The following is a 14,025-nucleotide window of genomic DNA, read 5'->3' on the forward strand; positions in this document are numbered from 1 at the left end:
GCGCCGGTTTGCCAATGCGCCCTGTGCGTCTCCCGCGCAGGGCTGCCCCCGGACGCACCCGCGGGCGGCGCGGCGCTCACGCGCCGACGCGCTTCAGCACCGCGAGCAGCTCTTCCACGCCGAAGGGCTTCATCAGGACGGCGTCCACGGGGAGGTCTCGCACCCGCGAGACGGAGTGCCCGGTGGTGACCACCAGGCGGATCCCGGCCCAGCGAGGGTCGCCGCGGACCGCCGCCGCGAGCGCGGCGCCGTCCATGCCCGGCATCATCAGGTCGAGCAGGATGACCGCGGGCAGGGGGCCGTGCTCGAGGCGCTCCAGTGCCGCCGCGCCGCTGGGCGCCGGATCGACGGCGTAGCCTTCGGCCTCGAGGCACTCGGCGAGGTTCTCGCGGAGCGCGTCGTTGTCGTCCACCACGAGTACGCGGGGCCCGGTCATGGGACGCTCGACCGCTTCTTAAGCGGGAGCCCCCCGGCGGGGCAAGGGACACGATCCCGGGACAATCCGCCGCGCGCCGCCCCGGAAATAGCCCCGCCCGGTCCTGCGTAAGGAGGGGCATGGCCGCCTTCCTGCTGTGGGTGCTCCTGCTGGTCCTCTGCTGGCCGCTCGCGCTGCTCGCGCTGGTGCTGTACCCGGTGGTCTGGCTGCTCCTGCTGCCGTTCCGGCTGCTCGGGGTGGCGGTGGACGGCGTGCTGGCGCTGCTCCGCGCCATCCTGTTCCTGCCGGCGCGGATCCTGGGCAGCCGCCCGCGCGCGGCCCGGGGCTGAACCCCGGCCCAGTGTCGAGTGTCGCGCCGCGCCCGCTTGCGCTCCCCGTGCGTCCGCGCTAGACAGGCCGCGCACCGCAGCCGCGGTGCGGCGATGGAAACGATCTCCTAGCGAACCGGCAGCCTCACCCGCCACGCCGCCCGGCGCGCGCCCTCGCGCGCGGGCGCTCGCTCCAGGAGCATCGCCATGCCAACCGTCCGCCTCGAGCGGCTCTCCTTCTCGCACGCCGACGCCGCGCCGATCCTCGACGCCGTCGAGCTCGTCTTCCCCTCCGGCTGGACCGCGCTCGTCGGCGAGAACGGCGCCGGCAAGACCACGCTCCTCGAGCTCGTGGCGGGCCGGCGCGCGCCCGACGCGGGCCGGATCCTGCTCGAGCCGGAGCGGGCGCGGGTGGTCCTGTGCCGCCAGGACGTGGACGCGCCCGGGCCCGACGTGCCGGCGCTCGCCGCCCGCGACGACGGCGAGGCGCGACGGCTGCGCGCCGCGCTCCGGCTCGACCCGGACGCGCTCGCACGCTGGCCGACGCTCTCGCCCGGCGAGCGGAAGCGCTGGCAGGTCGGGGCGGCGCTCGCGGCCGAGCCGGACGTGCTGCTCCTCGACGAGCCGACCAACCACGCCGACGCCGAGGCGCGCGCGCTGCTCGCCGGCGCGCTCCGGCGCTTCCGCGGCGCGGGCGTTTTGGTGTCGCACGACCGGGCGCTGCTGGAGGCGCTGGCGGCGCGGACGGTGCGGCTCGGGCGCGGTACGGCGCGGGCGTGGGCGCTCCCCTACGGCGCGGCGCGCGCGGCGTGGGAGGCCGAGACGCGCGCGGCGTGGGACGCGCGGGCGGCCGCGCAGGAGGAGGGCCGGCGGGTGGAGCGGGCGCTCGCGGACGCGCGGCGCGCGCGGGAGGCGGCGGACCGCGCGCGCAGCGGCCGGCACCGGGATCCGAAGGACAGCGACGCCCGCACGCTGGGCGCGAAGACGCGCCGCGCCTGGGCGGAGGATCGCCTCGGCGCCGACGTGCGGAGGCTGCGCGCGGCGGCGGGGCGCGCGCGGGAGGAGGTGCCCGAGGCGCCGCCGTTGGCCGAGCTGGGCGGGTCGGTGTTCCTCGGCTACGAGCGGTCGCCGCGGCCGGTGCTGCTCGCGCTCGAGGCGGACGAGCTCCGCGCCGGCGAGGCGCCGCTGCTCCGCGACCTGCGGCTGCGGCTCGGGCGCGAGGACCGCGTCTGGCTCTCCGGGCCGAACGGCGCCGGGAAGTCCACGGTGCTCCGGGCGCTGCTCGCCGGCGCGACGCTGCCGCCCGACCGGCTCCTGCACCTGCCCCAGGAGCTGCCGGAGGGCGAGGGACCGCGGCTGCTGCGCGAGCTCGCCGGGCTCGACCCGGCGGTGCGCGGCCGGGTCCTGTCGCTCGTCGCCGCGCTGGGCACCGACCCGGCGCGCCTGCTCGCGTCCGCGGCGCCGTCGCCGGGCGAGGCCCGCAAGCTCTTCCTCGCCATGGGCATGGGGCGGCACGCCTGGGCGCTCGTGCTGGACGAGCCCACCAACCACCTCGACCTCCCCACCGTGGAGCGGCTCGAGGCCGCGCTGGCGGCCTACCCGGGCGCGCTCCTGCTGGTCACGCACGACGAGGCCCTGGCGGCGCGCTGCACCGCGTCGCGCTGGCGCATCGCGTCGGGGCGGGTGGACACCGCGTGAGGGGCGGTGCTTCCGCAGGGCCGGCGATTAGAGGACGGGCGCGCCGGGCGTCCGGGCCGGGGGGCCCGCGCCGGGCAGGCGTGGCCGGTCCGGAGCTTCCGGGCGCCGCGCGCCGTCGCACATTTCCCGTGGAGGCGAGATGGGTCCCACCGAGCGCGCCATCGCCGAGCTGCCGCCGCACCTCCGCCGCTTCGTGGTCGCGCAGGACCACGCCGCGTACACGCCGCGCGACCACGCGGTCTGGCGCCACGTCCTCCGGCGGCTCACCGCGCACCTGGCCACCCGCGCCCACCCCCGCTACCTGGCCGGCCTGGCCGCCACCGGCATCGAGGTGGAGCGCATCCCGAGCCTCGACGAGATGAACCGGAAGCTGTCGCGGGTGGGGTGGTCCGCGGTGGCGGTGCGCGGGTTCATCCCGCCGGCGGTGTTCACCGAGCTGCAGAGCCGGCGGGTGCTGGCCATCGCCGCCGACATCCGCACCCACGAGCACATCGAGTACACGCCTGCGCCCGACATCATCCACGAGAGCGCCGGCCACGCGCCGTTCATCGCCGACCCCACCTACGCCGAGTACCTGCAGCGCGCCGGCGAGGTGGGCTTCCGCGCCATCGCCTCGGCGGAGGACCAGGCGGTGTTCGAGGCCATCCGCAACCTCTCCGTCGTGAAGGAGGACCCGGAGGCGAGCGAGGAGGAGGTGGCGCTGTCCGAGGCGCGGCTCCAGGCGGCCACGGCGAGCGTGCGGTACGCCTCGGAGTCCACGCGCGCGAGCCGGCTCTACTGGTGGACCGCGGAGTACGGGCTGGTGGGCACGCCCGCCGATCCGAAGATCTACGGCGCGGGCCTGCTCTCGTCGATCGGCGAGGCGGTCCACTGCCTCACGCCCGCGGTGCGCAAGCTGCCGCTCGAGCCGGGCTGCGCCGACGTCGCCTACGACATCACCCGCATGCAGCCGCAGCTGTTCGTGGCCCGCGACTTCGACCAGCTCTTCGAGGTGCTGGACGCGTTCGGCGCGGGGCTCTCCTGGAAGCGCGGCGGCGATCACGGGCTGGAGGAGGCGCGCCGCGCACGTACCGTGAACCACCTGGTGCTCTCCGGCGGGCGCGAGCTGACCGGCAAGGTGGCCGAGCGGATCCCGTCGGCCGCTGACATCGCGCCCGGTCTGGCCACGGCGCTGGTGCGGCTGGACGGACCGGTGCTGGTCTCGCGCGAGGGGCGCGGGGAGGGGAAGCCGTGGCCGGGCGAGGTGGTGGTGGCCTTCGGCGACGCGGCGGTGCCCGAGCGGGGGCCGTTCGACCTCTCGCTGCCGGGCGGGCTCGCGCTGCGCGGCTTCGCGGTGGGCGGGGGCGAGGTGGTGGACCTGCGCGCGACGCGCGAGGGGCGGCCGCTCGAGCTGCCGACCTGGGCGCTCCTGTTCGTCTCGCGCGACCTGCGCTCGGTGGCGGGCGGTCCGGCCGATCCCGGCGCCTGGGACCGGTGGTTCGGCGAGCACGGCACGTTCACCGCGGGAGAGGGCGAGGCGCGGGCACGCGCGCGGAAGGCGAAGGCGCTCCCGCCGGCGCTCGCGGCGCTGTACGAGGAGGTCCGGCGGCTGCGGGAGACCGGGCGCGCCACGCGCGAGCGGCTGCTCGCGATCCGCGAGGCCGCGGCCGCGTTCCCCGGGGACTGGCTGCTGCGCACCGAGGTGGACGAGCTGCTCGCCCCGGGCGCCGAGGCGCCCGCGCACGCGTGAGCCGGCGCCTCGTCACGCTCGTGGTTCGACGGGCTCACCACGAGCGGACGCTGGCTCTATGTTCCGCTCGCCCTGAGCCTGTCGAAGGGCGAGGGAGGTCGGGTCGGCGTCAGCGCGCGTGGAGCGCGGCGATGGCCCGGCGCAGGCGCGCCGCGGCGTCCGCGTCGAGCGCGGGGAGCAGGCGCGCCGACCGCTCCGCGATGGCGTCGGCGATGGCCGGCCACTCCTCGTAGAACCAGCCGGAGGACGGCCGCCCGCCCTCGCCGTGCACCCGCTCCATGACCTGGAACAGCACCGCGCGGGCGGCCTCGCAGACCGCGTCTCCCGCGGCGGCGTCGAGCCCCGCGGCGCGCGCGGCGGCCGGGCCGGCGTTCGCGGCGAGCACCCGCGCCTCCAGGTAGCAGAGCGCGAGCGTGTCCGCGGCCGCGTACCAGGGGTCGCCGCGACCGCGGGCCTCGAGCTGGGCGGCGGCCTCCTCGGGCTCGAGCGGCCGCGCCCGGGCTCCCAGCGCCGCGCAGGCCGCCTCCACCGCCGCGGCGCGGTCGGTGCCCGGACGGAGCTCGAGCAGGAAGTGGCGGCCGGAGGCGTCGGCGCGGCTCTCGCGCACGCCGGGGATCCCGTCGAGTCGCGCCAGCACGGGCGCGAGGGCGGTGCCTCAACCGAGGCCCGCGACGGGACCTCAACCGTAGCCAGGGGCGCGCAGGACCAGCGGGTCGCTCATGCGCCGCAACGTACCACCGGTCCGCCCCACCTTCGATCGCACAGGTCCGGGCGGTGGGGCGCGCCGAGCGCTATGGCGTACGGGGAGGGACGGCGATGGACCTGCTCGTGAACGTGGACGTGGACGACCTGGCGCGCGCGGTCGCGTTCTACACGCAGGCGTTCGGGCTCCGGGTCGGGCGCCGGTTCGGTGGCGCGGCCGCGGAGCTGCTCGGGGCGACGTCGCCGATCTACCTGCTCGAGAACCGCGGCGGCAGCGCCCCGTACCCGGGGGCGGCGACGCCGCGCGACTACGGGCGCCACTGGACGCCGGTGCACCTCGACGTCGCCGTGCCGGCTCTCGAGCCGGCGCTGGCGCGGGCCGAGGCGGCCGGCGCACGGCGCGAGGGCGAGCTCGTGGAGCGCCCGTGGGGCCGGATGGCGCGGCTCGCCGATCCGTTCGGCCACGGCATCTGCCTGCTCGAGTTCCGCGGGCGCGGGTACGACGAGATCGCCGACCCGGCCTGAGCGCGCGCGCCGCGGTCAGCGCCCGACCTCGAGCACGATCTTCCCGCGCCCGTGGCCGCTGTCGAGGCGCCGGTGCGCCTCGGCCACCTGCTCGAGCGGGAGCACCGCGTCCACCAGCGGCTCGAGCTTCCCCTGGTCCACGAGCCGGGCCAGCTCGCGCAGCCGCGCGCCCTCGCGCGCCAGGAAGACGCCGTGCAGCGTGAGGTTGCGGACGTACAGCGGCGTGAGATCGCCCGTCGCCTCGAGGATCGTGGCCAGCCGCCCGAAGGGCCGGGTGAGCGGGAGCGCGGAGAGGAGCGGCGCGCCGCCCACCGTCGAGAACACCGCGTCCACGCCGGCGCCGCCGGTCTCCTCCCGGATCGCGTCGGCGACGTCGTCGCGGTCGTAGTCGAGGCACACGTCCGCCCCGAGCGCGCGCAGGGTGGCCTGGTTCGCCTTGCCGGCGGTGGCGATGACGCGCGCGCCGCACGCCTTGCCGAGCTGGACCGCGAACGACCCGACGCCGCCCGCGCCGCCCTGGACGAGCAGCGACTCGCCGGGTCGCACCTGCAGCCGGCGCACCACCGCCTCGTACGCGGTGCCGCCGGCGAGCGGGATGGCCGCGGCCTGCGCGTGGGTGAGGCGCGCCGGCTTCCGCGCCACGATCGCGGCCGCGACCGTGTTGCGCTCGGCGTAGCTGCCGACCGCGTTGCCGAAGATCTCCGGCGTGTAATAGACCTCGTCGCCCGGCGCGAAGCCCTTCACGCCGGGGCCGACCGCCTCGACCACGCCCGAGGCGTCGTAGCCGATCACGACCGGCGGCGCGAGCCCGGCCCAGCGCCCGTCGTGCCGCAGCTTCGCGTCCACCGGGTTGGTGCCGGAGGCGATCACCCGGACGAGCAGCTCGCCGGGGCCGGGGGAGGGGTCCGGGACCTCGCGGAGCTCGAGGGCCTCGGGGCCGCCGAAGCGGGAGAGGACGATGGCGCGCATGCCCCTGTTCTCGCGCGTCCGCGGGGACCGGGCACGCGAAACTCGGGGGTGGGCGCGGGCGCGCACGGGCGCCCGCCTCACCGCTCGAGCGCGGCGGCCTCCGCCGCCAGCCGGCACGCCTCCGCGTCCCCGGCGGCGCAGGCCTCGTCGAGCAGGGCCCGCCCGCGCGCCGGGTCCGCGGGACGCCCGTCGCCGACCACGAGCAGCACGCCCAGCCGCTTGGCCACCGCCGCGAGCGCCTTCCGCGCCTCGTCGCGCGCGGGCCCCCGCGCCGCGGATGCGAGGGGCCGGAGCCGCTCCAGCGCGCCGTCCAGGTCGCCCTCCTGCGCGAGCAGCAGGCCCTCGTAGTACGGCAGGCCGGCGGCGTCGTTGCCGCGGGCGTGCGCGGCGTCGAGCACCGCGCGGGCCCGCGTCCGGTCGCCGTCGCGCAGGGCGGCGTGCAGCGCCTCGAGCTCGTCGCGGTTCGCCGCCCAGCGCGGGTCCGGCCGCAGCGCCAGCGCGATCGCCAGCCCGAGCGCGGCCGCGGGCGGGAGCCAGGCCCGGGCGCGCCGCGGCGGCGGGCGCGAGGCGATCCAGCCGAGCCAGGCGCCGGTGACGAGCCCGCCGGCGTGCGCCCAGCCGTCGATGGGCAGGAACAGCCCCGCCAGCGCGAACGCGACCAGCACGATCCCGTTCAGGATGATGTCGCGCGACGACAGGAACGCGCGCCACGAGCCCACCGCGCGCCGGTAGAGCGCCAGCATGGCCCCGGCCACGCCGAACAGCGCCCCTGAGGCGCCCGCCGACATCGGCATGGCGGCCAGCATCGAGGCGGCGGAGCCGCCCAGCGCGCTCGCCAGGTACACGGCGAGGAAGCGGCGCGTGCCGATGGCCCGCTCGACGAGCGCGCAGAGCGGCACCCCGAACGCGAGGTTCCACACCAGGTGAACGGGCCCGACGTGCAGGAACGCGGCGGTGAGGAGGCGCCAGGGCTCGCCATCCCACACCCGCGCATGATCGAGCGCGCCCAGGCGGGCCAGGAGCGCGGGGTCCGTCGTGGAGCCATGGGCCGCCACCCACCCGAACGCGGCGAGATCCACGGCGGCGAGGGCCACCGTGCCGGGCGCGGCGCGCAGCCTGGCGGCGAGACCGTCCCGAGGTCGTGGGGCGTCCGTGTGCATGCGGCGTGGGAGTGTACCGTGACCCCGGGTTCGTGCGACCGCGCGCGTTCGGATAGCGTCCGGATCGATGAGCGACGCCGACACCATCGTCAACCCGCGCCGCGCGCCCCGCGCCCGCGTCCGCTGTGCGTGCAGGCTGTCCGCGCCGGCCGGCGTGCTCGACGCGGAGACCGAGGACCTCGGCCCGAGCGGCTGCCAGCTCCGCGCGGCGGGCGCGGTGGCAGTCGGCGAGGCGGTGCGGCTCGAGGTCTCGCACCCGCTGCTCGCGGAGGCGGTCGCGGTCGCCGGCCGCGTGGCGTGGGCGAGCGCGCAGGCGCCGTGGAGGCTCGGGGTCGCGTTCGACGCGGCGGAGCTGGAGCGGGCCGGCCGCTGGTACCAGGCGCTGCTCGCGTCCAGCTCCGGCATCGGTCCCGGGCGACGGCTCCCGGACCGCATCCCGCTCGACGCGACGGTCTGGCTGGGCGCGCCGCCGCGGTTCGTGGCCGATCTCGACAGGCACGAGATCGCCATCCTGCGCGCGGTGGGCGAAGGCGCCTCGCTGCGCAGCGTCGCGGCCGCGCTCGGGCCGAGATGGCCGCGCGCGCGGCGCGCGCTGTTCTCGCTGCTCGCGCACCAGCACCTCACGTTCGCGCGCGGCGCCGCGGCGAGGGCGCGGGACTGGGAGCGGACCCTGCTGCAGGCGGAGGTGGCGCTCGCGCCCGAGGTGCCGGCCACGCCGGCGCCCGCGCCCGTCGCCCCGGCGGCGGTCCCGGCGCCGGCGAGGGGCGCGGCGCGCGCGGCCGACGGCGGGGCGGGCGCAGGGTGGGGCGCACCGCCGGCGCGCACGCCGGACTTCGTGGGCGCGGGGGTGGGGTGGCGCGGCGCCGCCGGGCGGCCGCGCCCGCCGGAGGCGGCAGAGTGCCTGGAGCGGGCGCGCGGCGAGCTGGCCGAGGGCAGGGTGCACGGGGCCATCGCGCTGCTGCGCCGGGCCCTCGCCATCGCCCCTGGCGATCCGGAGATCGCCGGCGTGCTCGGCCGGCTCGCGTTCGACGGCCGGCGCACCGCCTGAGCGCGGGCGGCGGCACCCCGGCGCGCGGGACGCTCCCGGCGCCTCGGGCCGGATCAGCGCCTCGCGCGCGAGGCGCGCCGCATCTCTTCCGCCCAGCGCGGCCCCTCGGCCCCGAGCTCCTCCTCGCCGATCTCGAACACCGTGCCCTCCGTGGTGGAGAGGATGGCGAGCGTGAGCGTGGGCATCCGCTTGCCGCCGACCGGCTCCTCGCGCAGGACGAACAGGCGCATGTCCTTCGGCGCGCGGTGCTCCGCCGCCTCGGCCATGAGGGCCATCGCCTCGCGGAACTCCGGGTAGCGGCGCTCGAAGGCGGCGCGGTCGAGCGCGGGCACGGACAGCGCCTTCGCGTACCAGGCCGTCACCTTCGCGGCCGGATCGGACGTGACGAACGTGCAGCACTCGGGCGTCTCGCCCGGCTCCGGCGGCAGCGTGAGCAGGCGAGCGCCCGGATAGACCGGGATGGTGCGGTCGGCGGCGTGGGCCTGCGGCGCGGGAACCGCCGCGGCCAGCGCCGCGGCGGCGGCGATGCGAAGGACGTTCATGATCTCCCCTGGGCCCGCCGGAGGCGGCGGGCGGCGCGGCATTCTCCACGGGCGGCCGGGCGGCGGGCCCGCCCGCAGGGGCCGCTGGCCGGCGATCCCGGCCGCCTGTCCGAGGCGGCAGCGCGCCGGCCGCGCGCCCCGCGCCGGCCCGGGGGCGAACGGTCGCAATGTGGACCGATCCAATCGGCAATTCTCTTGAAATTTCGCGGGTGTCTCCCTTGACGCCCTCCACGGGGGGCTGATACCAAGCGCAGGCCGAAACCGTACCTCCCCCCACTCCAACTGCACGGAGGGATTGGTTCCCGATGTACTCGATCCTTCGCCGCGAAGCGTTCTCCGACGTGACCTTCCTGTGGGAGGTCTACGCCCCCGATGTCGCCGCCTCCGCCCAGCCCGGGCACTTCGTCATGCTCCGGCTGCACGAAGGGTCCGAGCGCATCCCCCTCACGGTCGCCGACTTCGACCGCGAGAAGGGCACCATCACGATGGTCATCCAGGCGCTCGGCAAGACGACGCGCGAGATGATGACCAACTACAAGGCGGGCGACACGTTCGACGACTTCGTCGGCCCGCTCGGCCTGCCCCAGCACATCGACAACGCCGGCCACGTGGTGCTCGTCGGCGGCGGCCTGGGCGTCGCGCCGGTGTACCCGCAGCTCCGCGCCTTCAAGGAGGCGGGCTGCCGCACCACCGGCATCATCGGCTTCCGGAACAAGGACCTGGTGTTCTGGGAGAAGAAGTTCGGCAAGTACTGCGACGACCTCATCGTCTGCACCGACGACGGCTCCTACGGGAAGCCGGGCTTCGTCACGCAGGCGCTGAAGGAGGTCTGCGAGAAGGACAAGCCGGACCTCGCCATCGCCATCGGCCCGCTGCCGATGATGAACGCCTGCGTCGAGACCACCCGCCCGTTCGGCGTGAAGACCATGGTCTCGCTGAACGCGATCATGGTGGACGGCACCGGCATGTGCGGCTCCTGCCGCGTGACGGTCGGCAAGGACGTGAAGTTCGCCTGCGTGGACGGCCCGGACTTCGACGGCCACCAGGTGGACTTCAAGGAGCTCCTCGCGCGCCAGCGCCGCTTCAAGAGCCAGGAGACCCGCGCGAACGAGGACTACGCGCACGTCTGCAACCTCGAGAAGCAGCTCTTCGAGGAGGAGAAGCGCAACTACAAGAAGCTGAAGGAGCTGGTGCCGACGCAGACGAAGATGCCGGAGCGCGACCACGTCGAGCGCGCGCGGAACTTCAAGGAGGTCAACCTGGGGTACTCGCTCCAGGACGCCCTCGGCGAGGCCGAGCGCTGCATCCAGTGCGCGAAGCCCACCTGCATCGCCGGCTGCCCGGTCCAGATCGACATCCCGCGCTTCATCCGCCACGTGGTGGTGCGCGACCTCGAGGGCGCCCTCGAGGTGATCAACGAGGCCTCCATCTTCCCGTCGGTCTGCGGCCGCGTCTGCCCGCAGGAGACGCAGTGCGAGGCCCAGTGCATCATCGCGAAGAAGATGGAGTCGGTCGGCATCGGCCGCCTCGAGCGCTTCGTCGGTGACAACGCCCGGCCGAAGCCGGTGGTCCCGCCCCGCTTCGACAGGAAGCTCGGCAAGGTGGCGGTGTGCGGCTCCGGCCCCGCCGGCCTCGCCGCCGCGGCCGACCTGGTGAAGTTCGGCTGCGACGTGACCGTGTACGAGGCGCTCCACGTGGTCGGTGGCGTGCTCCGCTACGGCATCCCGTCCTTCCGCCTCCCGCGCGACATCATCGACCGCGAGGTGAACAAGCTGGTCGAGATGGGCGTGAAGATCGAGACCAACAAGGTCATCGGCAAGACCTTCACCGTCCCGCAGCTGCTGGGCGAGAAGGGCTTCGACGCCGTGTTCCTCGGCGTCGGCGCCGGCGCGCCGCAGTTCCTCGGGATCCCGGGCGAGTTCGCGGGCCAGGTGTACTCGGCCAACGAGTTCCTCACCCGCGTGAACCTGATGGGCGGCGACAAGTTCCCGTTCCTCGACACCCCCATCTCGCTCGGCAAGAGCGTGGTGGTGATCGGCGCCGGCAACACCGCCATGGACTGCCTGCGCGTCGCCAAGCGGCTCGGCGCGCCGACGGTGCGCTGCGTCTACCGGCGCAGCGAGGCGGAGGCCCCGGCCCGCATCGAGGAGCTGCGGCACGCGAAGGAGGAGGGGATCGACTTCTTCTTCCTCCACACGCCGGTGGAGATCTACACCGACGCCGAGGGCAGCGTCCGCGGCATGAAGGTGGAGGAGATGGAGCTGGGCGCGCCCGACGACAAGGGCCGCCGCAAGCCCATGTCCACCGGCCGGTTCAAGGACCTCGAGTGCGACACCGTCATCTACGCGCTCGGGACCAAGGCGAACCCGATCATCACGCAGTCCACCCCCGGCCTCGGCCTCAACAAGTGGGGCAACATCGCGGCGGACGACGGGAAGCTCGAGTCCACCCAGGCCACCACGCTCCCGGGCGTGTTCGCCGGCGGTGACATCGTGACCGGCGGCGCCACCGTGATCCTGGCCATGGGCGCCGGCCGCCGCGCCGCGCGCTCCATCGCGACCTACCTGACGAACGGCAAGAAGTGGCCGCTCACGCAGGAGGAGGTGGCCGCGTTCCAGCCGATGGCGCAGTCCGGCGCCGCGCCGGCCGCACAGGCCGGCCTCCACACCCACGCCGGCGCCGTCGCGGCCGGGGCGGAGACCGCGGTGAAGACCTGCCCGAAGTGCCGCCGCCCGATCGAGGGCGACGAGGAGTACGTCTGCTGCGGCACCGCGCAGCTGCAGTGGCGCTGCGACGACTGCGGCAAGGTGAGCGAGGGCTTCGCGTTCCCGTACGGCATGTGCCCGGCCTGCGGCGGCAAGCTCCAGGTCACCGACCCGCGCAAGGTCGAGGAGGTCAAGGCGCTCGAGGCCATCCGGCTCGCGTTCGAGATCGAGCTCGGCGGCATGGCGTTCTACGCGAAGGCCGCCAAGGACTCGAAGGAGCCGGTGCTCAAGGCGCTCTTCGAGAAGTTCGCCGGGATGGAGCAGGAGCACATGGCGACGCTGACGCGCCGCTACCACGCCCAGGCGCCGTCGCCGACCGAGGGCTTCAAGATCGAGCGCGCGGCGCTGTTCGCCGGCCTCGAGAACCGGCCCGAGGATCCGGGCAACCTGTTCCGGATCGCGATCGGCTTCGAGCAGCGCGCGGTGAAGTTCTTCACCGAGCGCGGCGCCGCCGCCCCGGAGGGCTCGCCCGAGAAGCAGCTGTACAAGGAGCTCGCCGCCGAGGAGCGCGAGCACGTGGACCTGCTCACCACCGAGTACGAGCGGTGGAAGCAGGGCAAGCCCGGACTGCTGTAGGCCCTCCGCGCCGGCGGAGACCGTGACGAGGCCCCGGGGGTCCAGCCCCCGGGGCCTTTCCATCTCGGGGGACGGGGGGACGAGGCCTGCGGCGCGCCGGGCCGGCTCACTTCCGCCGGATCTCGCCGAGCACCGGCAGGTCCAGCGTCCGCTCGACCTGCCACCGCTGCATGATGCGCCCGCGCACGATGTCCGGCGCTGCCGCCGCGGCGATTCCGAGGCCGAGCGAGAGGAGCAGCCCGGCGAGCGCGATCTCGAACCGGCTGTTGCCGTACGGCGTCTGTGGGACCTGCGGCGGCCAGACCACGTTGTAGCGGTACTTGAACGCGGCGCGCGCCGCATCGAGCTCCACCTGGGCGGCGCCGAGCCGCTGGTTCATCTGTTCATACTGGGCGCGCGCCTCGATCACCCGCGGGTCGTCGGTCATGCGCGAGCTCTCCGCGGCGGGCGGCTGCGGCGCGAGCGCCGCGGCGGTGGCCGACGTCCCCTCGCGCGCGGCGCGCTCGACGACCTGTGCGCGGAGCTTGCGCTCCTCCTCGCGCAGGGTCCCGATCTGCGGCGACTCGCGCGACACCGCCGCGAGCTCCTGGCGCAAGCCGATGACGGTCGGGTGGGCCTCCGAGAGCGCGTTCAGCGCCTGGTGGAGCTGCGCGTCCACCTCGGCGATGCGCCGGCGCCTGAAGTTCTCCACGTCCTCGATGGCCCGCTGCTTCGACGCGAGCAGCGACTGCAGCCGCACGAGCTCCTCGCTCGGGCCCGTCGACACCGGGGACGACGGGGCCCGGACCGCCGCCGGACGACGGTGCTGCACGTCGACCATGACATCGTCGAGGTTCTTCCGGAGGACGGCGGCGCGCCCGCGCAGGACCGAGATGATCTCGTCGAGGGCCGTCACCTCCTGGACGTGGCGGGACTCGAGGAAGTTCTGCAGCGCGGCCTGGACCACCGCGTGAGCCTGTCGCGGGTCTGGCCAGTCGAGCTTGATGGTGATGGTCCCTTCCTCCGTGCTGACCTCGAGCTCCTTGTCGAGCACCAGCACCAGACGATCCACCGGGTCGGCCGGCGCCCCGGCGCGGCCGATGCCGAGCGCGCGCTTCACCCGCGCGCGCAGGTCGGGCTCCTCTACCGCAAGGCCGGCGGAGACGAGATTCGTCTCCTTCACGATCGCGACGAGGTTCTCGCGCCGGTGGACGATCTCCCACGCCGACCGGGTGGGGAGGTCCTCGAAGCCTGCACGCGCGGCGGACGGGAGCGCGCTCGAGCGCTGGGCCAGGATCGTCGTGTAGACGCGGTACATGGGCTTCCGCGTGACGGCGAACGCGATGCTCGCGCCGAACGCGACCACGAACACCGCGACAGCCAGGACCTTGCGGCGCCGCGCCGCGCGCACGGCGAGCGTCAGCCAGTCGAGCGGCGTGACCTTCGGCCCCCGGGCAGCCCCGGCGCCGTCGTAGTCCGAGCCGTCGGTGAGCCGAGGAAAGTCCGGCGTCATCGGTTCCCAGTCCCTTCCGACGGCTCCACAGGCGCCGCCACGCCGAGCCATGCCCGGACCGCGAATGCCCCGCGA

The 14,025-nt window shown here is 75.6% G+C and carries 12 protein-coding genes; 6 read left to right on the forward strand and 6 right to left on the reverse strand.

Translation table 11 applies throughout. The features are described from left to right. Positions 1-76 precede the first annotated feature (76 nt). The gene (locus ACOQFB_RS06555) at positions 77-436 is read right to left on the reverse strand and encodes a response regulator (protein WP_059437961.1); all 360 of its coding nucleotides are present in this window, start codon (positions 434-436) and stop codon (positions 77-79) included. A gap of 119 nt (positions 437-555) precedes the next feature. Between ACOQFB_RS06555 and ACOQFB_RS06560 the strand changes: the two genes are divergently transcribed. The 3 genes from ACOQFB_RS06560 to ACOQFB_RS06570 all read left to right on the forward strand — a co-directional run bounded on the left by ACOQFB_RS06560 (position 556) and on the right by ACOQFB_RS06570 (position 4,171). Next, the gene (locus tag ACOQFB_RS06560; protein ID WP_421609930.1) at positions 556-765 is read left to right on the forward strand and encodes a hypothetical protein; all 210 of its coding nucleotides are present in this window, start codon (positions 556-558) and stop codon (positions 763-765) included. A 186-nt stretch (positions 766-951) separates the two neighbouring features. Beyond that, the gene (locus tag ACOQFB_RS06565) at positions 952-2,442 is read left to right on the forward strand and encodes an ATP-binding cassette domain-containing protein (RefSeq protein ID WP_421609929.1); all 1,491 of its coding nucleotides are present in this window, start codon (positions 952-954) and stop codon (positions 2,440-2,442) included. A 139-nt stretch (positions 2,443-2,581) separates the two neighbouring features. Then, positions 2,582-4,171, forward strand: a complete 1,590-nt coding sequence (locus ACOQFB_RS06570) for an aromatic amino acid hydroxylase (RefSeq protein WP_059437964.1) — start codon at positions 2,582-2,584, stop codon at positions 4,169-4,171. Positions 4,172-4,280: 109 nt separating this feature from the next. On the opposite strand, the gene ACOQFB_RS06575 is transcribed toward ACOQFB_RS06570, so the two are convergent. After that, entirely contained in the window at positions 4,281-4,808 is a 528-nt protein-coding gene (locus ACOQFB_RS06575; RefSeq protein ID WP_421609928.1) for a hypothetical protein, read from the reverse strand. Positions 4,809-4,987: 179 nt separating this feature from the next. Between ACOQFB_RS06575 and ACOQFB_RS06580 the strand changes: the two genes are divergently transcribed. Continuing rightward, complete coding sequence (locus ACOQFB_RS06580) at positions 4,988-5,398, forward strand: VOC family protein (protein ID WP_059437966.1); 411 nt, start codon at positions 4,988-4,990, stop codon at positions 5,396-5,398. Positions 5,399-5,413: 15 nt separating this feature from the next. On the opposite strand, the gene ACOQFB_RS06585 is transcribed toward ACOQFB_RS06580, so the two are convergent. Both ACOQFB_RS06585 and ACOQFB_RS06590 read right to left on the reverse strand, forming a co-directional pair. Then, positions 5,414-6,367 carry a zinc-dependent alcohol dehydrogenase family protein gene (locus tag ACOQFB_RS06585; protein ID WP_421609927.1) on the reverse strand — a complete coding sequence of 318 codons (954 nt, stop codon included), beginning with the start codon at positions 6,365-6,367 and terminating at the stop codon, positions 5,414-5,416. A gap of 77 nt (positions 6,368-6,444) precedes the next feature. Continuing rightward, positions 6,445-7,527, reverse strand: coding sequence for a rhomboid family intramembrane serine protease (locus tag ACOQFB_RS06590; protein WP_421609926.1), 1,083 nt, complete (start codon positions 7,525-7,527; stop codon positions 6,445-6,447). A gap of 67 nt (positions 7,528-7,594) precedes the next feature. On the opposite strand from ACOQFB_RS06590, the gene ACOQFB_RS06595 reads away from it, so the two are divergent. Continuing rightward, a complete protein-coding gene (locus ACOQFB_RS06595; protein ID WP_421609925.1) occupies positions 7,595-8,575 on the forward strand; it encodes a PilZ domain-containing protein in 981 nt (326 codons plus the stop codon). 53 nt (positions 8,576-8,628) lie between these two features. Here ACOQFB_RS06595 and ACOQFB_RS06600 read toward each other — a convergent pair whose 3' ends face one another. Further along, the gene (locus ACOQFB_RS06600) at positions 8,629-9,117 is read right to left on the reverse strand and encodes a hypothetical protein (protein ID WP_421609924.1); all 489 of its coding nucleotides are present in this window, start codon (positions 9,115-9,117) and stop codon (positions 8,629-8,631) included. A gap of 305 nt (positions 9,118-9,422) precedes the next feature. Between ACOQFB_RS06600 and gltA the strand changes: the two genes are divergently transcribed. Beyond that, on the forward strand, positions 9,423-12,458 hold the full coding sequence (gltA, locus tag ACOQFB_RS06605) for an NADPH-dependent glutamate synthase (protein WP_059439080.1): 3,036 nt from the start codon (positions 9,423-9,425) through the stop codon (positions 12,456-12,458). Between the two features lie 106 nt (positions 12,459-12,564). Here gltA and ACOQFB_RS06610 read toward each other — a convergent pair whose 3' ends face one another. Next, a complete protein-coding gene (locus tag ACOQFB_RS06610; protein ID WP_421609923.1) occupies positions 12,565-13,950 on the reverse strand; it encodes a GumC domain-containing protein in 1,386 nt (461 codons plus the stop codon). Positions 13,951-14,025: the final 75 nt, after the last annotated feature.

The sequence above is a fragment of the Anaeromyxobacter sp. Red801 genome, assembly GCF_049201065.2.
In the GTDB taxonomy this organism is placed as follows: domain Bacteria; phylum Myxococcota; class Myxococcia; order Myxococcales; family Anaeromyxobacteraceae; genus Anaeromyxobacter.

Excerpts from the sequence above, each read along its gene's own strand:
- ACOQFB_RS06555 (WP_059437961.1), bottom strand. The coding sequence starts at position 436 with ATGACCGGGCCCCGCGTACTCGTGGTGGACGACAACGACGCGCTCCGC.
- ACOQFB_RS06600 (WP_421609924.1), bottom strand. The coding sequence starts at position 9,117 with ATGAACGTCCTTCGCATCGCCGCCGCCGCGGCGCTGGCCGCGGCGGTT.
- ACOQFB_RS06585 (WP_421609927.1), bottom strand. The coding sequence starts at position 6,367 with ATGCGCGCCATCGTCCTCTCCCGCTTCGGCGGCCCCGAGGCCCTCGAG.
- ACOQFB_RS06590 (WP_421609926.1), bottom strand. The coding sequence starts at position 7,527 with ATGCACACGGACGCCCCACGACCTCGGGACGGTCTCGCCGCCAGGCTG.
- ACOQFB_RS06595 (WP_421609925.1), top strand. The coding sequence starts at position 7,595 with ATGAGCGACGCCGACACCATCGTCAACCCGCGCCGCGCGCCCCGCGCC.
- ACOQFB_RS06580 (WP_059437966.1), top strand. The coding sequence starts at position 4,988 with ATGGACCTGCTCGTGAACGTGGACGTGGACGACCTGGCGCGCGCGGTC.
- ACOQFB_RS06565 (WP_421609929.1), top strand. The coding sequence starts at position 952 with ATGCCAACCGTCCGCCTCGAGCGGCTCTCCTTCTCGCACGCCGACGCC.
- ACOQFB_RS06560 (WP_421609930.1), top strand. The coding sequence starts at position 556 with ATGGCCGCCTTCCTGCTGTGGGTGCTCCTGCTGGTCCTCTGCTGGCCG.
- gltA (WP_059439080.1), top strand. The coding sequence starts at position 9,423 with ATGTACTCGATCCTTCGCCGCGAAGCGTTCTCCGACGTGACCTTCCTG.
- ACOQFB_RS06570 (WP_059437964.1), top strand. The coding sequence starts at position 2,582 with ATGGGTCCCACCGAGCGCGCCATCGCCGAGCTGCCGCCGCACCTCCGC.
- ACOQFB_RS06610 (WP_421609923.1), bottom strand. The coding sequence starts at position 13,950 with ATGACGCCGGACTTTCCTCGGCTCACCGACGGCTCGGACTACGACGGC.